A 21,079-nucleotide genomic window follows, 5' to 3' on the forward strand; every position below is an offset into this window, starting at 1 on the left:
TTTACTGTCAACAGCCTATTATTTCGGTAGACTATTCGTTTTCGCTAGTTAATTTATGGATTTTTGGTAAATTAACCTAGAGTATTTTTATTTTACGCTAACACAACAGGCCAATGGTAGACCTTTGTGAGGACGCATCTCACTATTATCTAATAAATAGCGGCCTTTGTCTTTAAGAACTAGGAGAGCTCATGGAGTTCAATGTAAAAAGTGGTAGCCCAGAGAAACAACGCAGCGCTTGTATCGTTGTTGGCGTATTTGAGCCACGACGTTTATCACCCATTGCAGAGCAATTAGACAAAATCAGCGACGGCTACATCAGCAATTTATTACGCCGTGGCGATTTAGAAGGAAAAGCAGGACAAACCCTGTTATTACACCACGTAGACAATATTTTAAGCGAACGCGTTTTATTAGTTGGCTGTGGTAAAGAGCGTGAGTTAGACGAGCGTCAGTACAAACAAATTATCAATAAAACAATTAGTACGCTTAACGAAACTGGCTCAATGGAAGCCGTGTGTTTCCTGACTGAATTACATGTAAAAGGTCGCGATACTTACTGGAAAGTTCGCCAAGCCGTTGAAGCAACCAACAATGGCCTATATGTATTTGACGCGCTTAAAAGCAAAAAAGACGAGACCCGTCGCCCACTGCGCAAATTAGTATTTAACGTGCCAACGCGCCGCGAACTATCTGTTGGCGAGCAAGCAATTAATCACGGTAACGCCGTTTCAGCAGGAATGAGCCTGTGTAAAGACGTGGCAAATATGCCACCAAACATTTGTAACCCAGCTTACCTTGCACGCCAAGCTCGTCAATTAGGCGAACAATGTGAAAAAGTTAACGTTGAGGTGATTGGTGAAGAGCAAATGGCAGAATTAGGTATGGAATCATACCTAGCCGTTGGCCGTGGTAGTGACAACGAATCACAAATGACCATCATCAAATACCAAGGCGCACCAGATTCTGATACCAAACCAATTGTTCTAGTTGGTAAAGGCTTGACCTTTGATTCAGGTGGTATTTCACTAAAACCAGGCGAAGGCATGGACGAAATGAAATACGACATGGGTGGCGCAGCTGGTGTATTAGGTACGATGAAGTCGTTGGTTGAATTAGATTTACCAATCAACGTGATTGGCGTATTAGCTGGCTGTGAAAATATGCCATCGTCTAACGCTTATCGCCCAGGTGATATCCTAACTACCATGTCTGGCCAAACCGTAGAAGTGTTAAATACCGACGCCGAAGGCCGACTAGTGTTGTGTGACGTATTAACTTACGTTGAACGCTTCGATCCTGAGCTAGTTATTGATACAGCGACCTTAACGGGTGCGGTTATTGTTGCACTAGGTAAACACGCTTGTGGCGTGATGAGTAATCACAACCCTCTAGCACATGAAATTCTAAACGCTGGTGAGCAATCGAGTGACCGTGGTTGGCGCTTACCGATTTGGGACGAGTATCAAGAGCAACTTAACAGTCCATTTGCTGATTTCACCAACTTAGGTGGTCGTGCAGCTGGTACTATTACTGCGGCTTGTTTCTTATCGCGCTTTACTAAAAAGTACAACTGGGCACACATTGATGTTGCCGGCACGGCTTGGAATAGCGGCGCCAATAAAGGCTCAACTGGCCGTCCAGTACCACTGTTAACTCAGTTCTTACTTAACCGTGCGGATAATTCATCTAGCGCAGAGTAATCACTATTTAACACCCTAAAAGGCAACCACTCGTTGGTTGCCTTTGAGATCATAGAATATGGCAACGACATTTTATCCCCTAGCAGAACAAGACAACGAACAAGAAGCATTACTCGCTAAAGTATGCCAATTGTGTGGCGATCTCTACGGCCAAGGATTACGCGTTTTCGTTGCCACCAATGATGTCAAAACCGCCGAACAATTAGATGAATTGATGTGGAAACTGCCAAGCGAGCAGTTCATTCCCCACAATTTACAGGGTGAAGGCCCTCATTATGGCGCGCCAATCGAAATTGGCCACCAGCCACCGCAGACCCGGCGCCAAGTTTTAATAAATTTGTGTCACCCTTTGCCGCAATTTGCGGTAAAATTCACGCAAATTATCGACTTTATTCCTAACGACCCAGCCCACAAGCAGCAAGCGAGAGAGCGATTTCACCACTATCGCCAATTAAACCTCGCTCCGCAAATGGCCGCTGAGTAGTTTGACAACATCAACACAGAAAGATTTTGACCATGGAAAAAACCTATAACCCTAGCGCTATCGAGCAAACCATTTACAAGAAGTGGGAAGCCAGCGAGCAATTTAAACCAAGTGGCGACACCAATGCGCCGAGTTACTGTATTTTATTGCCACCGCCGAATGTCACGGGTAGCTTGCACATGGGTCATGCGTTCCAGCACACCATCATGGATGCCCTAACCCGTTATCACCGCATGGACGGCGACAACACTTTATGGCAACCAGGTACTGACCACGCCGGTATCGCAACGCAAATGGTTGTAGAGCGTCAATTAGAAGCTCAAGGGCTTTCTCGTCACGATCTAGGTCGTGATAAATTCGTTGAAAAAATCTGGGAATGGAAAGAACAATCTGGCGGCACTATCACTAGCCAAATGCGCCGTTTAGGTACATCACCTGATTGGTCTCGTGAAGCCTTCACCATGGACGACGATCTATCAAACGCCGTACAAGAAGTGTTTATCTCGCTATTTGAAGAAGATCTAATCTACCGTGGTAAGCGTTTAGTAAACTGGGATCCAGTACTTAACACCGCCGTATCTGATCTCGAAGTAGAAAATACCGAAGAAAACGGTCACATGTGGCACATGCGCTACCCACTAGCCGATGGCAGTGGTGAGCTTGTTGTTGCAACGACCCGTCCAGAAACCATGCTAGGTGATAGCGCAGTCGCTGTTCATCCAGAAGACGAGCGTTACGCGCACCTTGTTGGTCAAGAAATCAAACTGCCATTAACGGGTCGTTTAATTCCAATTATCGCCGACGATTACGTTGATCCAGAATTCGGTACTGGTTGTGTGAAAATCACTCCGGCACACGATTTTAACGATTACGAAATGGGTCAGCGTCACGACTTACCGCTAATCAATATTCTGACAAAAGAAGCCACCATGAATCACGAATGCCCAGAGCAATACCGTGGTTTAGATCGCTTTGACGCGCGTAAGCAAATCGTCAGCGATTTAGAAGAGCAAGGCTTCCTAGTAGAAATCAAACCACACAAATTAATGGTACCGCGCGGCGACCGCACTGGCGCTGTAATCGAGCCACTATTAACTGACCAGTGGTATGTAAAAGCAGGTCCATTAGCCGAGCCAGCGATTGAAGCTGTGCGCAGTGGCGAGATTAAATTTGTACCAGAGAACTGGGACAAGACTTACTACAACTGGATGGATAACATTCAAGACTGGTGTATCTCTCGTCAACTGTGGTGGGGTCACCGCATCCCAGCGTGGTACGACGAACAAGATAACTTCTACGTTGGCCGCGACGAAGCCGATGTACGCGCTAAGCACAACCTTGGCGATGACGTGAAACTGCGTCAAGACGAAGACGTATTAGATACTTGGTTCTCATCAGCATTATGGCCATTTGCAACTATGGGCTGGCCTGAGAAAACACCAGAGCTAGAGACTTTCGTACCAAGCTCAGTGCTGGTAACTGGTTTTGACATCATCTTCTTCTGGGTTGCCCGTATGATCATGATGACTAAGAAGTTCACAGGTCAGGTGCCATTTAAAGAAATCTACATCACGGGTCTTATCTGTGATGAACAAGGCAACAAGATGTCGAAATCGAAAGGTAACGTGTTAGATCCTATCGATCTACTAGACGGTATCACCATCGAAGATCTCGTTGCTAAGCGTACTAGCGGCATGATGCAGCCTCAAAAAGCGGCGAAAATTGAAAAAGCCACACGTAATCAATTCCCAGAAGGTATTGATTCATACGGCACCGACGCACTACGTTTCACTTTCGCAGCACTAGCGTCAGCCAACCGCGAAATCAGCTTCGATTTAGGTCGTGTTGAAGGTTACCGCAACTTCTGTAACAAGCTGTGGAACGCGAGCCGTTACGTATTAATGCATACCGAAGAGCAAGAGTTCTTAACAGGTGACGATCAAGAATACAGTCTCGCGGATCGTTGGATCAACGCTAAGCTACAAGAAGTGACAGAGCAATACCGCAAGCACCTTGATACTTACCGCTTTGACCTTGCTGCACAAGCCATTTACGAATTCACATGGAATCAGTTCTGTGGTTGGTACCTAGAGCTAACTAAACCAGTATTATTCAAAGGCACCGAAGCACAGCAAAAAGGTACGCGTAAGACACTAGCACAAGTATTAGAAACGACATTGCGTTTACTACACCCATTAATGCCATACATCACCGAAGAGATTTGGCAGCGTGTTGCACCGCTAGCAGGCATCCACGGCGATACCATTATGAGTCAGCCGTTCCCTAAAGCGGACAGCGCCCTAATGGACACAACAGCCCTTAACGATCTAGAGTGGGTTAAAGACTTTATCGTTGGTATTCGTAACATTCGCGGCGAAATGGACATCAGTCCAAACAAACCGCTTAATGTATTACTGAAAAACCTAAACGACGAAGACAAGCGTCGCCTAGAAGACAACAGCGCGTTCTTACAGGCACTAGCGAAAATCGAAAGCTTCGACGTATTAGCCGATGATGCGGAAGCTCCAGCGAGTGCAACAGCACTGGTAGGCGCGATGGAAATTTTGATTCCAATGGCAGGCCTAATCGACAAAGACGCTGAATTAACGCGTATTAACAAGGCACTGGAAAAGATCCAAAAAGATCTAGACCGTACCTCAGGTAAGCTAAACAACGAGCGTTTCGTGAGTAAAGCACCAGCAGACGTTATCGCTAAAGAGCGCGAGAAGTTAGCAGAAATGGAAGCAACCGTTGCCAAGTTAAAAGAACAACAAGCAACAATTGAAGCGCTTTAATAGCGCTTCTTTAAAGCTTCAAATAAAAAAGGCCGACGTTAGCAATAACGTCGGCCTTTTAAATGGATTTTTAAAAGCTTATTTTAATGAACTAAAGTAAGCCGCGATGTTTTCGATATCAGCGTCAGATAACAAACCAGCCATCGGGTACATTAACGCTGATTGACCACCAGTACGAGTTTTGTCGCGGAAGGCTTTTAACGAAGTGATAATGTACTTCTCGTTTTGACCTTTTAGGTGTGGATAACCGTCTAATACTGCTTTGCCATCCATGCCATGACAACCAGCACACATAGCCGCTTTCGCTTTACCAGCCGCAGCATCACCTGCAGCATTTGCCGCCAACGGCGCAGCAAGCATCAACGCTAACGCGATTGATTTTTTGTTTAACATAATAATCTCCTGATTTTTATTAATACTATTGCTTCACAAATTTTTATTGCAATGACTGCTGTTCTTAAAATAGCTGAATTTATTATTATTATTGATTATGCTAAGCCAGATGCCATTTACCTTAACTTAATATGACCAACCCTAACCTGCAACAGTTTTATATTGCACAAGAGCAATCTATTTACCTGCTAAATCATCACGATGCTAAAAAACTCCGTGATTGGATTGACCTGTGTAAGCATCAACTAGCGCAATTGGGGTATCACGATATTGAGTATGTCGGTAAAGGCGCTTACGGATTTGCTTTCTCAGCCACCACTGTCGGCGGCCAACAACACGTCTTTAAATTCTCTCGTATCACCCTACCTGAACACGTTCAAGACAGACTTGAAGAAGAAAGCTTTATGCTTGAACAGGTCAAACATCCGTTAGTGCCAGCTAACCTCGGCTATTTTAAAATTGGCAGTCAACGCATTCTATCGATGGAACGAGCGTTGGGAATAGATCTAGAACAATATTCTCTTAAAAAAGGGCCACTTAGCGCGAGAGAAGTTATTAGTATTGCCCATCAGATGGTGGAGATTCTCAATTACTTACGCGAGCAACCCAAAGCCGTTATTCATGGTGACATCAAGCCATCGAATATCGTTTATGACCAAGAGACAGGAAAACTTGGCCTTATAGACTGGGGCTCTTCCGTTTACGCACAAGTTGATACCAAAGGACAGTTTTACAGCCAAAACGTAATGGAGCTGATGTCTGGTGATCTGCAACATTCCAACGCAAGAATGGGCGATGTTTATTTTATTGGTGATGAGCAACTCAACGGCGCACTCTCTTCCGTGCGTTTTGACGAACAAGGTCTGGCGGGTACGCTTTACGCACTAGCTTCGGGTCAATCATGCCGTTTTGGCTCTCGAGTCATTCCAGTAACAGCGCTAGGGCTACCTAAAGAATTCGCTATTACTTTGCAAAATATGCTTAGTGATGACATCCGTCTGCGCCACAAGGCCGGTGATTATTTCATGGCTAACATGAAATATATGAAAAACATCGTACTAGCAAATAATCTTGATGATGTGCGTGAGCCGCAACTACCGGTGTGGGTTATTCAAGGAGACGAAGATCTTGAGTCTGTAGTTTATACCTCGCGTAAATCTTTCCTTCGAGAAGAAGCGCATCTGCACGATTTTGACGAAATTGAAGACGCCCAACTCGATAATTACTACAAGAACTTTCTTCAAGGTATGGGTGAAAACGCTAAAGCATTTTTGGCTGCGGTTAGTCGCTTAAGTAAATTCCCTATCGTTGGCGGGTTAGCGATTCATTGGCAGGACGATGGTTTGTATATCGATTCATCGTTAAATTTATTCGACAACGAGCTGCATCAGTCATTTGTTAGTGCTGTTAATAATGTTGTTAATCTTGCGCGCGCCATCGATCGCGAAGGGATATTTAAAGCCTGTTTCTTTGACGCTAAAAAAACCCAACACATCGACCGTGGGCACAACGACGAACCGTTTTTACCAGATCAAGATACCGTGTTAGATTTTGTTACCTACGACCGCCCTAAAACCGATAACGAAAGCCGTCTTCACTCTTATTTTGAAGATGAAAAAGATCCTGACGAACAACTCAACTTACCCGATGAAATCTTAAGTACGCTGGCACAGCTTAACCTTATTCACCATACCGGTTGTATTATTTTTGAAAGCTTGGAGAAGAACCTCAAGATCCATAACTACTTTGCATTGTTAGATCCAGAGAAAGAAGAAGAGTTTAGCGAACTACTCGCGCAGCTTACCGCGCAAATTCCACTAATAAAAGGCACGGGTGTATCCGGGTTTATGAAGTTTCCATACAAAGACAGTAAGTTCTTTACTCCGCAACCGCAAATGCCAGTAGACTTTATGGTGAAAATACCAGCCGAGCCAGAGCGGATATAAATCACACTGAGCAATCCAAATTCGTATTAGGTAAAAATGACCGGGCGCCCAAACAAATGACCTTGACCTGCATCGACGCCCAAAGTATTTAAAAATTCCCACACTTGAGAGTTTTCCACTTGCCCTGCAATGACCGGAACATTGATATCATGGGCATTACTAACCAATGTTTTGATAAAACCACTCGATTGTTGCGCTTCGACAATAGGCTGATTTTCAGGGCCAGAGACTTTCACCATATCAATGGCCAATGCTTTCACATGTTCAGTTAACTCAAACGCATCAGAAGATTGCTGACAATCTAAAATTACTCTAGCCCCTACTTTATGAGCCGCATTAATAAACAAACGTGATGACTCTAAATGCTCGACAACAACGGTTTCAGGAATTTGAAAAACCAAGCGTTTTGCTAATTTTAGATGATGCGATAATAGATGACTGACCCAGTTTCTAAAGCGTTCGCTCGCCACCGAATCGCTAGAAATCTGTAAGGCATAAACATCTTGCTCACCGTCTTCATCCATATATTCCACCAATTTGGTCACTACGAGCTGATCGAGCTTGTGAGATAAATCAAATCGACTAGCGGCAGCAAAAACCTCTTTCGCTTCATAAGATTCGCCGTGAGATTTAAAGCAGGCATTAATTTCATATTGATACGACTGAAAGTCATCGCTTACTGGGCGAATTAAGTGGCGTTGTAGTACAACGTTCTTATCGCGAATAAAATCAGAAATCCTGCGATACCAGTGATTCAGACCACCAGATACCTCATCGCTACTATCAGCGATAACATACGCATTATGATACTTAGCCATCGCTTGAGATAAGTTGCAATCGAGTAAGGTCATTAATTCCGAAAGCTTTTGTCCCGGCTTAAACTCGATGATAGAGAAATAACCACAGCCGTTTTGATAACTATCATTTTCTAGCTTATCCAAATAGCTCTTAAGTTCTTCGGCCAAAAAATCGATGGTGGTGCTATCTGCATTAGAAATCACCACTAGCATCTCGCTGCCTAAATTGCGAAATACCTCGCCTGATACCTGTTTAAAATTGCACAATTTATTGAGTACGTTGGCCATGCGGCTGATATAAATATCACCTTCCTGATGCCCTAACTGGATATTAATTTGCTCTAAACTCGCTAACTTAAGCAGCAAAATATGGCCACCGACACCGTCTTTGTCCCGTAACCGCTTTTTCATAAGATTGTGAAAACACTGCTTATTGGCGAGGCCCGTTAAGGCATCGTGTTGAGTTAATGCTTCAAACTTATCCCGTTCTTGCTCCAATAGCTTTATACGACGTAAATTGGTCTCTGACATATTGTTAAAAGCATTTAGCACTCGCTTGACTAGCGTAGGGTCATCGGCGCTTAGCTGGTGTTGATAACCGCCATCTTTCGCTTGTTCCATTGCCACAAGCAGACGCTCAACTAAGCGTTCAATAACACGCTCTTTGTGAGCAAAAAGCCGCATTACCACCAGATACAACACCGCAAATAAGATAATGCCGCAAATATAAGAATTCCAAACCTCTCGCAATAAAGCATTAGGGATCATAGTGGTATAGATGGTGGCACGTTTCTCACTCTCGTTATAAAACGACATCTGATATTCGATAGGATGTTGCATAAAGATTTGATTAAACCAAGGTGGTGGTGCTACATGACTATTGGTAGGGGCAATGGTTCTCACCTGATTAGAGCGCTTCATTTCGATGCGTACTGAGATGGAAGGAAAGACTTCAATAGGGATATCACTGTTAGCGAGGTCATCAGAATGAGCTAATGAATCGCCGAGTTGCACTGCAATATTTTGTGTTTCATTTTTGAGAAAGGTTGGTAGATGGACATGAAACAGCGTCGTGACACGAAAATATTCGTGCGCACCCACTAAAAGCGCTGTAACAATAATTACAGCGCCAGCAACCAAATTAGACTTCATAATTCACCCGCGGACAAAAGGCTAGGACCTTTTATAAAATTTCCCCTAGTCAATTAAATGTAGTCTAAGTTGCGGGATTTTCAATCGGGATGGATAAATAACCAACAAAAAAGAGCTTTCGAATTGAAAGCTCTTATTAGGGTTTGGTGATTAGTTAAATCGGCGAGCCTGGTGGCATTTTTGCAGGTTGATTAATCACTTTGTGTTTCGAGTCTTTAATCCCCGACGCTAACTGCTGTGCTAACCACGCAAAATGGCGCTTAAGCGAAGTATTTTGGCGCTTGCCTTTTTTGGCGAGTGACTTTTGCAGCTCGTTAACCTTGGTGCTTACCAATTGTTGAGCTTCAACACTTAGGCCATTACTGTGCAGTAACTTCAACAATTGCTCGATAACCACGGCGTTTGTGCGCTGAGTCGTCAACCAAACCAAACCTTTGTCTTCGTAATCTTCGCTCGCTTCAATCGTCGCACTAGCTAACGCGTCGATAACCTCTTCAACCGATAGTTGCTTAGTATTTTGCGCGTGTTGCACCATGAGTCGATTAATACGCGCACTGTTAAGTAGTGTATTCAAACTATGGCGGGCACTTGCCTCTCCCAACGACAATGGATCAAACTGTCTGCCCATTTGCGAGCTAGCACTCTCGCGTGAGTTATAAGTGCCATAAGACTTGGCTGGTAATTTACTCAATAGTTGCTCAGGAAACACCAGGTACTGGCTTTTTAGGGTACTCAGTACACTGGCCAAGGCTTTGCGTTGCCACTTACCATCTACTGGCTGTTGAGTCAGAGCTTCGTCGCGCAGTGCATAGTTAAAATCAACACCCGCAATGATCTTGTTAGCCGCAGTCACTTGAAAGCGATGCAGCAGATAAATCGGCACTAACGCTTCACGTAAATCCGATTGTGCCTGTGAATCGTCTAGAATCGATTTATCTAGATTCGCCAACGCTTTATTGCGAACTTTCATCAAGCGAGATAACTCTTGATCGGCGTATTTACCGTTATCCCACAGATGCGCCCAAGGGTTAGAACCAGAAGCAGCACGAGCTTCGCTATCGGAAATAAACTTAAGGCCACTCGCCATTGTCTTATCGCGTAATGCCTTTAGTTGCGTATCAGATAAATTACCGTAACCATAGGCAACGGTGTAATCGTCCCACAGCCCCATGCCAACACCATAGGCATCGTGCACATCGATTTTGTTATTTTCCAATGTAATCAACGGGTGTGGATAATCCATTACTGACGCGCGATCGTTAGTACTCGCCGCAAAGTTATGGGCAATACCTAGAGTATGGCCAACTTCATGCGCAGATAATTGTCTAATACGAGCCAATGCCATCTCTTGAGCACGCTGGTTGCTATTAGCTTGACCAGCTAGCAGGCCAGAAGCAATTAAGTAATCTTGTTTTACGCGTAGAGAACCTAAAGTCACATGACCTTTGAGAATTTCACCGGTGCGGGGATCAACGACTGAACTGCCGTATGACCAACCACGTGTTGAACGGTGCACCCACTGAATAACGTTGTAACGAACATCAAGAGGATCGGCATCTGCTGGCAACATTTTCACTTCATAAGCATTGTGTAAGCCCGCTTTTTCAAAAGCAGTTTTCCACCAGCGAGCGCCATCTAATAACGCACCACGCACAGGCTCTGGTACACCAGGATCTAGGTAGTAGGTAATAGGTTTAACAACCTTGCCATTATTATCAAATTGCAGACGATGACGAGTGATATAACGTTGTGTCAACGGCTTATCGATTGGCTGACTGTAGTCATCAAAACCAAATGAGAAATAACCACTGTAAGGATGGAATTGACGTGGCTCATAGCCAGCTTCAGGTAATGCGACAAATGAGTGACGGAATTTAATCGACACATAACGCGCATCCGGTGTTACTGATGATAAGTAGTACCCCTTTGGCTTGCCCTTAAAAGTAACAATTGAGCTCAGCTCAGTATTGCGCGGGAAAGACTTACTCTGTCCCCAGTTAATTACCGAGCGCGAGTTATCTAACGAATAACTACCTTGATTGCTGCGCGCTAACGAACTGGCGATACCGTGAAAGTCTTGCTTAGAGAATTTACTAACATCGATTAAGAAGCGCTCACCTTGCTTAGCAACAATGTCAAAGCGGTACAAAATTGATTCCGCAAAGGCTTGAGTCAACGCTAACTCTTCACTTGGATTGTTTGTATATGCACGATAGTCAGTGTTTAACTGGCGTAAAACAATTTGCTCGCCATAGCGCTCAAATTGGACTAAACGGGATTGGCCAATCTGCCCGCGATCAAGACCGATATCATTAGAACCGACACCTTGCATCAGGCTAGTAACATAAATAAATGGCTGCTCTAATTTGTCTACCGACAGCAACATGGACGATGAGTTTTTACCGCCATATAGGGTAAAGAGTCCTTTTTTGGCGGTTAAATTTTTTGTTTTGTCATCAAACTTGGCGGCAAATGCGCCGAAACTCAATGTACTCAACAAGGTTGAGAGTGCCAAAAGCTGGCAAGTTGTTTTTATTAGTCGCAAGGTGTCATCCCTCAGAGTTTTTATATTGTATACATTCGCTTATGGTATCAAACATTTCCTTGAGTACCAGCGGTTTAGTAATGTGAGCATTCATTCCCGCTGCTAAGCTCTTTTCTTTGTCGCCTGTCATGGCATGCGCCGTCATGGCAATAATTGGCAATTGCTTATCAGAATAGGTTTCACGGATTTTCTTAGCTGCTGCTAATCCATCCATCACTGGCATTTGAATATCCATCAACACTAATTCATAAGATTTGCTCAATGCAGCATCCACGGCTAATTGACCATTGTCCGCCAACTCCACTTCGTAGCCTTGCGATTCCAACAACCCTTTGGCCACTTGCTGATTTATCGCATTATCATCCACGAGCAATAAACGTCCCTTCGCTGGTTTTTCTTCGACAGGTTGCGGTTGTTTAGGGCGCGATTTTAAGGTGCGGCCGATACGGCCAGTCATATGTGCTGGTGTTAACGGCTTGCTGAAAATACCGCGAGCGACATCTTTAATGACCGGCTGTTTCATCACGTCATCGCCGTAATTCACCATCATGAAAATCATCGCATCGCTAAATTGCTCGGCGAGTTTAGCGAGCTTTTCAGTATCAGACTCTTGCACCCAATCTATTAGAATTACTTGCGGCTCATCGCGTTGAGCTAAGGCATCATCAAGCGTATCAACTTGGGTTAACGCAAATCCAAGCTCAGGTAACATGTCGTGATAAGAAGCATTAGCTTGCTGATTATTTGCCACCATCAACATGTTAGCGCCATCAACAGATTGCGGTAGCTGCCACTGTTGCTGGGTTTGTTCGCTATCTAAATCGATATCTATGGTGAAGCTAAAGCAACTACCGCGATTTATTTCGCTAGTCACATCGAATTCGCCCCCCATCATTCGCACTAGATGCTGCGATATCGATAAGCCCAAGCCTGAGCCACCAAATTCACGAGTGATAGAGCCATCCGCTTGGCTAAATGCCTTGAACAGATTGCCAAGTTTGTCTTGTTCGATACCAATACCGCTATCAGTGACGCTAAACTTGAGGCGCGCCTTATCTTTAGCTTGCTCCAATAAATCACAACGAAATTCCACATAGCCATTATTAGTAAACTTAACGGCGTTGGACACAATATTGGTTAACACTTGGTTGAGGCGCAATCCGTCCCCCACTACGCGCAATGGCACAGTCGGCGCATTTAATACGAACTCTAATCCTTTCTTCTGCGCTGCAATGACATTGACGTTAATCACTGCATCTAACACATCTTCAAGATTAAAAGGCACCGACTCTAACTCTAACTTACCCGCTTCAATCTTCGAAAAATCGAGAATGTCATTAATGATCAGTAGCAATGAATTGGCCGAGTTAAACGCTTTATCCAAATAGTCGTGCTGTTGATTGTCGAGATCGGTGCGCAGCGCCAATTGAATCATCCCCATAATGCCGTTCATCGGCGTACGAATTTCATGGGACATATTAGCCAAGAACTCACTCTTATAGCGGTTAGCTAACTCAGCGTCTTGCTTGGCTTCAATGATTTCACGCTCGTGCTCTTTGCGCTTAGTAATGTTTTTATGAGTTCCAAGAACACGCGTTGGCTGATTGTCTTCATCGTATTCAACCACGCTACCACGAGATAAAATCCACTCGTAATCGCCGTTGGCCGCCTGCATTCTAAACTCGTGCTCATACGGCTCTAGCGGATTTTTCACGTGCTCATTAAGCTTTCCTTGGACACACTTCCAATCATCGGGGTGCACCAGTTTTCTAAAGCCTTCCCAGCTCGGTAATACCTGACTCGGTTCATAGCCAAGCATAGTGAAATAGGCAGAATTACAGTGCAATTGATCGGTGTTGATATGCCAATCCCACAAGCCCTCTTCTACCGCAGCCATCGCCAGTGCATAACGCTCCTCACTGTAACGAAGCTTTTCAGCCGCTTCGTGCTCTTTGGTAATATCGCGTGCAATACCAATCAAGCCCAATAACTCACCATCGAGATCGGTATAAGGTGTTTTTAAGGTTTCTAGCAGCTTAGGTTGTTCGTTAAGCACCATTTCCTGTTGGATAGTAACGGTACTGCGCCCTTTAATAACTTTCTGATCGTTTAGCTGCAGTTTTTCAGATAATTCCGGCGTTAAGAAATCTTCACTATTGCGGCCGATAATATCAGACTCACCTGCTCCAAATAATTCCTGCGCCGCTTTGTTACAACCGAGGTACTGGCCTTGGGTATTCTTATAAAAAATAACATCGGGAATTGAATCGATAAGTGCTCGAAGCAGTGAATATTCTTGCTCACGCTGTTTGGTGGTTTGACGCAGGCTTTCTGTGCGCTGCGCTACTTGAATATCGAGCTGACGATTATCCTCTGCTAATTGCTGGGTATAGGTCTTATTTTCACTAAAGGTTTTACTGATCAATGAAAAGAATGGTAACCAAGCAGAAGAAGTATTAGATGGCGGTGAGATAGGCTCTTTAGCACAGTTCTCCAAATGCACCATTAGGCGCGATGCAGGGCCGATAAATGATTGCTTCGCTAACCAATGTACTACCGATAAAAGAATTGATAACGCCAGAGTAATAGACACCAAACTCACCACAAATTGACGCCAAGAGTCGGCGAATAAATCAGTCTCTTTCTCGTAATAAACTAACTTAAATGGCGCATTTACCAGCTCAACCGTTTGCACATAATAGCCGTTGAGAAGTTGCCCTTTGGTCAGACTAAATAATTTTTCACTGCCAAGCTTTTGCAGTTCAGGTGGCAAATGAGTTTTTAAATGTTCAATAGATTGCGTAACTTGGTTCTTCTGTACTTCACTATGTGCCATCACATTGTTTTTGCCGTCCACTAAGATCATGTGGCCGTTTAAACCACCTTGCGGCAATAGCTCTTTGCTCAAACTAGACAGCGTAATATCAATGGCCAGCGCACCATAATATTGATCACCAATATACAAAGGGGAACCAACGGTGGTCATCAAGCCTTTGCCAACTTCATCGGCATAAACATCGGTCCAATAAATCTTGCCTTGAGGGTTTGCAGATTTTTGTGAAGCTAAATAGGCGGGGCTTTTCAGTGTCGCCTTGTTAAAGGCGTAATCATCTCCCGGCCAAGGATAGATACCGATAAATTCATTGGCAGACAAGTAATAAACGCGCGTAGCATCTGGCACCATCTCCATCGCCACAGGAAAAGACAGATTCATCTCAAATATCATATCCATTTCGCGATAGTACTGATCGGAACGATTTTCTAAGTTGCCGAAGCCCGAGATAAGCCCAACTTCAAATTGAAATTTATCCTGTAAGTCTTCTTGAATATTTGGAACGATTTCGAAAACTCGATCGATGGAATTATAAGAATAGTAATAATAAGAAAGCAGCAGTTCGATGCGCGGCGCTTCCGCCAAACTCAAGTGTTTGGTGGCATATTGATTAAGCGAGGTGACCGCGCGAACACCAGAATCTAATAATAGTTCAACTTGATGCTCATGAGCTTGGATTTGCGTGAAACGTTCTGATAACGCCTCTTTTCTATTGTTACCTAGTACCCACAACGAAGTTATCACTGCCATCGCCAAAACGGCAAAGTAGGTATAAAGCACCGTTTTGTTATAGTTACTTAATAGGTTTATTTTCAAAATATGCCGCCTTGATGTCTTTGGCTACTGCGCCATCGAAATTAGCAAGATTATACCCTTAAAAGAAAGTCAATAAATCCTCTATTTTTTAGCTGAAATAGTGACGACTGACTACACTTTAACTATTCGCAAAATTAGTAGCAAAATAGCCATGCAATGGCTGTGGGCTTCATGTAAGATACGCCCCGTTTTTTTGTCTGACCAGAGAGATATCCCTTTATGCCTTATGTTTTGGCTCAACGTTGGATTAGTGATACCGAATCGGATCTCGGCCTAGGTACTGTTGTTGCTTTAGATGCACGCAGTGTAACCATTTTATTTTCCGCGACTGGCGAAAGCCGCCTCTTTTCTCGCGATGATGCGCCGCTAACCCGCGTTGTGTTTAACGTTGGTGACACTGTAGAAAGTCACGAAGAATGGTCGATGACCATCACCGACGTTAAAGAAGACAAAGGCTTAATCACCTACATTGGCACCCGAACTGATACCGATGAGCAAGACGTGACGCTACGCGAAGTGATGCTGTCTCACAACATTCGCTTTAACAAGCCACAAGATCGCATGTTCGCCGGTCAAATCGAGCGCATGAATCACTTCTCACTGCGTTACGATTGTTTAATGGCGCGCTACAAAATGGCGCAAAACGATCTATTAGGTCTCTCGGGTACTCGCGCTAGTCTTATTCCGCATCAGCTCCATATCGCTAAAGAAGTCGGTTCACGTTACGCGCCGCGCGTACTGCTAGCCGATGAAGTAGGTTTAGGTAAAACCATTGAAGCGGGCATGATCATCGTCCAGCAAGTGCTCACAGGCCGCGCCGAACGCGTTCTTATCTTGTTGCCAGAAACACTGCAACACCAATGGCTGGTAGAAATGCGTCGCCGTTTTAACCTTAACTTCACCATCTTCGATGAAGAGCGCTGTGTTGAAGCTAACCTCGATGCTGAAAACCCATTCGATACCGAGCAACTGGTTATCGCCAGCTTATCACTGCTGCGTAAAGCTAACCGTTACAAACAAGCCCTTGATGGCGACTGGGATCTATTGGTTGTCGATGAAGCTCATCACCTTGAGTGGGATAGTGAAAAACCATCACGTGAATACAAAGTTGTTGAAGGGCTAGCCCAAGAAACACCGGGTATCTTGCTATTAACGGCAACGCCAGATCAATTAGGCCACGAATCGCATTTCGCTCGTCTACGTTTATTAGATCCTGATCGTTTCTACGACTACCAAGCTTTCCTAAACGAAGAAAAAGAATATCAACACGTTGCCGAAGCGGCCAACGAGTTAATCGAACAAGACGTGCTCTCTGACGCCACTGTTAACGTACTGACAGAATTACTCAAAGAGCGCGACATTAGCGAGCTGCTAGCGGCAATTAAAGCCGACGCCAAATCACCAGCTCGCGACGAATTGCTGCAATTATTATTAGAGCGTCACGGCACCAGCCGCGTATTAATGCGTAACACGCGCCAAGCGGTAAAAGGCTTCCCGAAACGTATCGTTAATACGTACGAGCTAGCAATGCCAAATCAATACACCACCTCAATGAAAGTGGCTAAAATGATGGGCGGTGCTAAATCGGTGGCCGAAGGCGCGCAAAAATCATTATACCCAGAAGAAATCTTCCAAGAATTCGAAGGTAAGGACGCTTCTTGGTGGTCATTCGATCCTCGTATCGATTGGTTAATCAACCTGATTAAAGACAGCAAAGAGAAGATGCTAGTCATCTGTGCTCATGCGCAAACCGCACTCATTATCGAGCAAGCAATGCGCGTAAAAGAAGGCATTCGCAGCGCAGTATTCCACGAAGGTTTATCGATTATCGAGCGTGACAAAGCCGCGGCTTACTTCGCTCAAGAAGAAGACGGCGCACAAGTATTAGTGTGTTCTGAAATCGGCTCTGAAGGTCGTAACTTCCAGTTCTCGCGCCACTTAGTGTTATTTGACTTACCACTAAACCCTGACTTGCTAGAGCAACGTATTGGTCGTCTCGATCGCATCGGTCAAGCCAGCGATATCCAGCTACACATTCCATATCTTGAAGGCTCAAGCCAGAAGGTATTACTAGACTGGTATCACAACGGCCTTAACGCCTTTGAAACTACTTGTCCGTCAGGCGGCATCGTATTTAACGAAGTGAAAGACGATTTATTCGCGCTCTTACACGACATTGAAACAGCGCCTAAATCGCTAGATGAAATCATCACTCAAACCGATGAAATTCACAGCGAATTAAAAGCGAAAATCGAAAGCGGCCGTGACCGTCTGCTTGAACTAAACTCTGGCGGCCAACAAGCTGGCCAAGCCATTGCCGATCGCATCGCCAAAAACGACAACGGCACCGAGCTACCAACCTTCATGTTTAACATGATGGATATCTGCGGCGTCGAGCAAGAAGATCACAGCGACAACGCGCTGATCTTAAAACCGGGTGGCCACATGCTACACAGCCACTTCCCGGGCTTAAGTGACGAAGGCACAACAGTCACCTTTAGCCGTGACACGGCACTTGCCCGTGAAGACTTCCAATTTATCAATTGGGAACACCCGATGGTACAAGGCAGCATCGACATGGTGCTAAGTGACACAACTGGTAACAACGCGGTATCTATTCTTAAGAGCAAGGCGCTACCAGCAGGCACCATGCTATTAGAGCTATTGTTCGTTGCCGATACCTCTGCACCAAAAAAATACCACATCGGCCGTTTCTTACCACCGACACCAATGCGCATGCTAATGGATAAAAACGGTAACGAGCTAAACGCCAACATCAGTTACCAAAAGCTCAGCGATCAACTAAGCCCTATCGGCCGTCACATCGCCAGCAAGCTAGTAACAGCATCACAAGCGTTCATCCACCAGCAGGTAACTAACGGTACGGATAAAGCGCAAGATGCACTTGTCAGCATTCAAGAAGATGCGCTAGCGAAGATGCACAAGGTGTTAGATAGCGAAATCGAGCGCCTAACAGATCTGAAAGCGGTTAACCCAAATATCCGCTCGGAAGAGATCACGCACCTTGAAACGGAAAAAGCCCAGCTAACGAAGTACATTGGCAACGCCCAAATCAAACTCGACAGCCTGCGTTTTATCGTGGTGTCGCCAGAGTAAACTCACTGCGCGCACGACTTTAAATTCAAGGCAAACAAAAACGCCAGTCACTGCTTAGTGACTGGCGTTTTTTTAATTTGCCTCAAATCTCGATGAATTTAGAAAAGATTCAAACTCTTAGCGGCGGAATAGAAATTGGATTTATATTAAGCCTTGCGCAAGATGACTGTAAAACTTCTCTCCAATATGGCCAAACATGATAAAACACATGCTGCTGTCCGAATTGCTTTATTTCATCTTCTGAAAGCTCACATGTCGACTCATACTGCGCTACAAACTCAGAGCTAATTTCTAACAAAGGCTCGATGGCAACGTCAGAATTCTGCTGATTAAAGTCTTCATCTGAGATGAACCTAATTCCGATTACGGTATATAATTTATACAACCACTTTCCATTTTCAACTTCACAACTTTTAAACATTTTCAGGCCTTTTAATTCCTGAGAATTATTTAAATAACTATCATCAAAATTTTCTGAATCTATGTCATCATGTAAATTAACATATAAATTTTTCAAAATTACAGATTGAATTAATAAACTCTCTGTACATTTCTTTATCTCGGGAGTCATCAAGCGACCTTCTTCTTTGACCATTCTTTATCATATGCAAGGTAAACATTTCGCGTTGTTCTCTTTTCCAGATTTTTACTAGAAAACTCATGCTGTCCAGAGTTTACCCATTCGCTCTTTTCCAACTTAGCTGGAGCTACAGGTACTCGAACTTCTGGCTTAAACCCTAAAACAAAACAAATATCTGAAAATGATCCTAGCGTCATATTTCTTGAACCACTTAAAATTTGTGTTACATATGATTTAGACTTGCCCAATCTCCGGGCTAACTCAGCTTTAGAAATCGATAAATCTTCAAGAATTAACAAAAGATCTTCAGTAACGTTAAATACTAAATCTTCTCTAGCATACGCTTTTTCTTCAGCATTACTAAAATCTTTCGCTGTTGAGTAAAACATATCTTTAGCACTCATAATCAATTCTCCTTATCATTCCAATTTGCATGTACTCTATCTATATCTCTCTGATCAAGCTTTTGCTTATCTTTATAAGTATAATGACTTATAAAATAGGTATTTGGATATTTTAACGATAACCAACAATAAGCTCTAACTGGTATTTTCTTAAAAGCATTAAACTTACCTCCATTCCTTGGCAAGCTCCCTTCTTGAGGAAAATTTTCCCTAGACATTCTTTTACCATCAGCCAAACGCTCAATCAGCTGAATTATCGTATTTGTAACTGTTCTCTTCCTTTTATGAGGAGATACACTTAACAATGCTTCTTCAAAACTTTCTAGGGCATTATCGCAATGTTCCACCGTAAAATGTGTCCCTACATGCTTATTTTTAGGTTTATCAGTCACTCTACATAATTCTCAATCAAGTTTAGTTAACATATATGTTAACCCAAGTGCAATGTAACACTTTCGTGAATTAAAATTCAAATTATTTTTATAGAATTTAGATCTAAATAACTTAAACGCGCCTTATGAATAATAACAATCAAAGATATAGCTCATAAACTGATAATTACTAATTTACCACCTTCAGCAAAGGCCACTTCTTCAACCATCCTTTATTCTCAACACGCCCGTCGAACACTTCACGTGGTCGTAATGGATTATGCGTCACTTGCAATGCAAATAGTGATTCAAAGCCAAAGGCGGCGATACATTCGTATTCACTTTTAGCTGTTTTACGAATGGCGACGGCAGTTTCTTGTTCAGGCCAATGACGCATGGCATCGAGTGAGTTTAGGTAGGGAACATCGTTATTACGCAGATGCATCTTGGCTTGATTACGCACCTGCCAATTGAATTGTGGAATCAGTTGTTTGAGTTTTTCTTCGTAAGCCAGATATCGATTAACGTCAGTTTCGCTGTCATCGAAATAGATAACATCAACATCATTAAGGGGTGTGGATTGCGCAAACTGGTGCAGATGATCCCATACCAGATTACGGACAAAGCCAGCGGCGATATAACATTGCGGGAGTTTTAATTGAGCAACAGCATCCAGAGCCTTAACGCGCAGTGGATCTTGTGCCACCAGCTCGATAATTTTATCCATAATAAAAAATACTAGCTCACAAACTCCAACCAACTTTCTAGCATGGCTTCGAAATCTTCGATACCGCATTCGCCAACGCTTTCGCTGTCATAGTGAGATAAGTCTTCGCCGTCGGGTAATTCGCCGTCAACATACAGGCTGTTAGCCATCACGATTGCATCGTCGTCTGTTAGGGTAAGTGAGAAATCACGGCCTTCAATCAACTCTTCCACATCTTGCTGCGTTTTTAAGTGTGTGATTTTGGCGAGTAAGGCTTTAATCTTTGTTGGCTCTGCGCCTATTTCACTCATTAGCCAGCGGCCAAAAGCTTCGTGTTCCATTGAAAATTCAACGCGGTATGAATCATTAAGGGTGTCGGTTTTAAATTGAAATTCCATGGAAAGGCCTACTTCTTTACGTTTACAGTCCACTATTTT

At 43.8% G+C, this 21,079-nt stretch carries 14 protein-coding genes; 5 read left to right on the top strand and 9 right to left on the bottom strand.

Annotation, left to right across the window (positions count from 1 at the left end; genetic code table 11):
* Window positions 1-191: 191 nt before the first annotated feature.
* The 3 genes from pepA to MHM98_RS08565 are packed head-to-tail and all read left to right on the top strand — an operon-like array spanning window position 192 to window position 4,982.
* Window positions 192-1,703, top strand: a complete 1,512-nt coding sequence (gene pepA, locus MHM98_RS08555) for a leucyl aminopeptidase (RefSeq protein WP_239438834.1) — start codon at window positions 192-194, stop codon at window positions 1,701-1,703.
* 58 nt (window positions 1,704-1,761) lie between these two features.
* Window positions 1,762-2,187, top strand: a complete 426-nt coding sequence (locus MHM98_RS08560; protein WP_239438835.1) for a DNA polymerase III subunit chi — start codon at window positions 1,762-1,764, stop codon at window positions 2,185-2,187.
* A 32-nt stretch (window positions 2,188-2,219) separates the two neighbouring features.
* A complete protein-coding gene (locus MHM98_RS08565) occupies window positions 2,220-4,982 on the top strand; it encodes a valine--tRNA ligase (protein WP_239438836.1) in 2,763 nt (920 codons plus the stop codon).
* Window positions 4,983-5,060: 78 nt separating this feature from the next.
* Here MHM98_RS08565 and MHM98_RS08570 read toward each other — a convergent pair whose 3' ends face one another.
* Window positions 5,061-5,375, bottom strand: coding sequence for a cytochrome c (locus MHM98_RS08570; protein WP_239438837.1), 315 nt, complete (start codon window positions 5,373-5,375; stop codon window positions 5,061-5,063).
* Window positions 5,376-5,506: 131 nt separating this feature from the next.
* Here MHM98_RS08570 and MHM98_RS08575 point away from each other — a divergent pair, with 131 nt between their 5' ends.
* Window positions 5,507-7,321 (top strand): phosphotransferase, encoded by a 1,815-nt coding sequence (locus tag MHM98_RS08575; RefSeq protein ID WP_239438838.1) that lies wholly within the window; start codon window positions 5,507-5,509, stop codon window positions 7,319-7,321.
* Between the two features lie 26 nt (window positions 7,322-7,347).
* Here MHM98_RS08575 and MHM98_RS08580 read toward each other — a convergent pair whose 3' ends face one another.
* The 3 genes from MHM98_RS08580 to MHM98_RS08590 all read right to left on the bottom strand — a co-directional run bounded on the left by MHM98_RS08580 (window position 7,348) and on the right by MHM98_RS08590 (window position 15,464).
* On the bottom strand, window positions 7,348-9,270 hold the full coding sequence (locus tag MHM98_RS08580; protein WP_239438839.1) for an EAL domain-containing protein: 1,923 nt from the start codon (window positions 9,268-9,270) through the stop codon (window positions 7,348-7,350).
* 154 nt (window positions 9,271-9,424) lie between these two features.
* Complete coding sequence (locus MHM98_RS08585; RefSeq protein ID WP_239438840.1) at window positions 9,425-11,815, bottom strand: zinc-dependent metalloprotease; 2,391 nt, start codon at window positions 11,813-11,815, stop codon at window positions 9,425-9,427.
* A gap of 4 nt (window positions 11,816-11,819) precedes the next feature.
* The gene (locus tag MHM98_RS08590) at window positions 11,820-15,464 is read right to left on the bottom strand and encodes a PAS domain S-box protein (protein ID WP_239438841.1); all 3,645 of its coding nucleotides are present in this window, start codon (window positions 15,462-15,464) and stop codon (window positions 11,820-11,822) included.
* Window positions 15,465-15,683: 219 nt separating this feature from the next.
* Here MHM98_RS08590 and rapA point away from each other — a divergent pair, with 219 nt between their 5' ends.
* Window positions 15,684-18,581: an RNA polymerase-associated protein RapA gene (gene rapA, locus MHM98_RS08595; RefSeq protein WP_239438842.1), complete on the top strand. Its 2,898-nt coding sequence runs from the start codon at window positions 15,684-15,686 to the stop codon at window positions 18,579-18,581.
* A gap of 109 nt (window positions 18,582-18,690) precedes the next feature.
* Here the strand turns inward: rapA and MHM98_RS08600 are convergent, their stop codons facing one another.
* The 5 genes from MHM98_RS08600 to MHM98_RS08620 all read right to left on the bottom strand — a co-directional run bounded on the left by MHM98_RS08600 (window position 18,691) and on the right by MHM98_RS08620 (window position 21,040).
* A complete protein-coding gene (locus MHM98_RS08600; RefSeq protein WP_239438843.1) occupies window positions 18,691-19,176 on the bottom strand; it encodes a hypothetical protein in 486 nt (161 codons plus the stop codon).
* Complete coding sequence (locus MHM98_RS08605) at window positions 19,152-19,565, bottom strand: helix-turn-helix transcriptional regulator (protein ID WP_239438844.1); 414 nt, start codon at window positions 19,563-19,565, stop codon at window positions 19,152-19,154. The genes MHM98_RS08600 and MHM98_RS08605 overlap by 25 nt, the downstream gene beginning before the upstream one ends.
* 2 nt (window positions 19,566-19,567) lie before the next feature.
* Window positions 19,568-19,957 carry a hypothetical protein gene (locus tag MHM98_RS08610; RefSeq protein WP_239438845.1) on the bottom strand — a complete coding sequence of 130 codons (390 nt, stop codon included), beginning with the start codon at window positions 19,955-19,957 and terminating at the stop codon, window positions 19,568-19,570.
* A gap of 169 nt (window positions 19,958-20,126) precedes the next feature.
* Window positions 20,127-20,663 (bottom strand): nucleotidyltransferase family protein, encoded by a 537-nt coding sequence (locus MHM98_RS08615; protein ID WP_239438846.1) that lies wholly within the window; start codon window positions 20,661-20,663, stop codon window positions 20,127-20,129.
* A gap of 11 nt (window positions 20,664-20,674) precedes the next feature.
* Window positions 20,675-21,040 (bottom strand): YacL family protein, encoded by a 366-nt coding sequence (locus tag MHM98_RS08620; RefSeq protein WP_239438847.1) that lies wholly within the window; start codon window positions 21,038-21,040, stop codon window positions 20,675-20,677.
* Window positions 21,041-21,079 lie beyond the last annotated feature (39 nt).

Origin of the sequence: Psychrobium sp. MM17-31 (assembly GCF_022347785.1) — a bacterium.
Classification (GTDB): Bacteria; Pseudomonadota; Gammaproteobacteria; order Enterobacterales; family Psychrobiaceae; genus Psychrobium.

Bases quoted from the DNA above. Each gene is read 5' to 3' on its own strand.
- MHM98_RS08570 (WP_239438837.1), bottom strand. From the start codon at position 5,375: ATGTTAAACAAAAAATCAATCGCGTTAGCGTTGATGCTTGCTGCGCCG.
- MHM98_RS08615 (WP_239438846.1), bottom strand. From the start codon at position 20,663: ATGGATAAAATTATCGAGCTGGTGGCACAAGATCCACTGCGCGTTAAG.
- MHM98_RS08560 (WP_239438835.1), top strand. From the start codon at position 1,762: ATGGCAACGACATTTTATCCCCTAGCAGAACAAGACAACGAACAAGAA.
- rapA (WP_239438842.1), top strand. From the start codon at position 15,684: ATGCCTTATGTTTTGGCTCAACGTTGGATTAGTGATACCGAATCGGAT.
- MHM98_RS08600 (WP_239438843.1), bottom strand. From the start codon at position 19,176: ATGGTCAAAGAAGAAGGTCGCTTGATGACTCCCGAGATAAAGAAATGT.
- MHM98_RS08575 (WP_239438838.1), top strand. From the start codon at position 5,507: ATGACCAACCCTAACCTGCAACAGTTTTATATTGCACAAGAGCAATCT.
- MHM98_RS08620 (WP_239438847.1), bottom strand. From the start codon at position 21,040: ATGGAATTTCAATTTAAAACCGACACCCTTAATGATTCATACCGCGTT.
- MHM98_RS08605 (WP_239438844.1), bottom strand. From the start codon at position 19,565: ATGAGTGCTAAAGATATGTTTTACTCAACAGCGAAAGATTTTAGTAAT.
- MHM98_RS08565 (WP_239438836.1), top strand. From the start codon at position 2,220: ATGGAAAAAACCTATAACCCTAGCGCTATCGAGCAAACCATTTACAAG.
- MHM98_RS08580 (WP_239438839.1), bottom strand. From the start codon at position 9,270: ATGAAGTCTAATTTGGTTGCTGGCGCTGTAATTATTGTTACAGCGCTT.
- pepA (WP_239438834.1), top strand. From the start codon at position 192: ATGGAGTTCAATGTAAAAAGTGGTAGCCCAGAGAAACAACGCAGCGCT.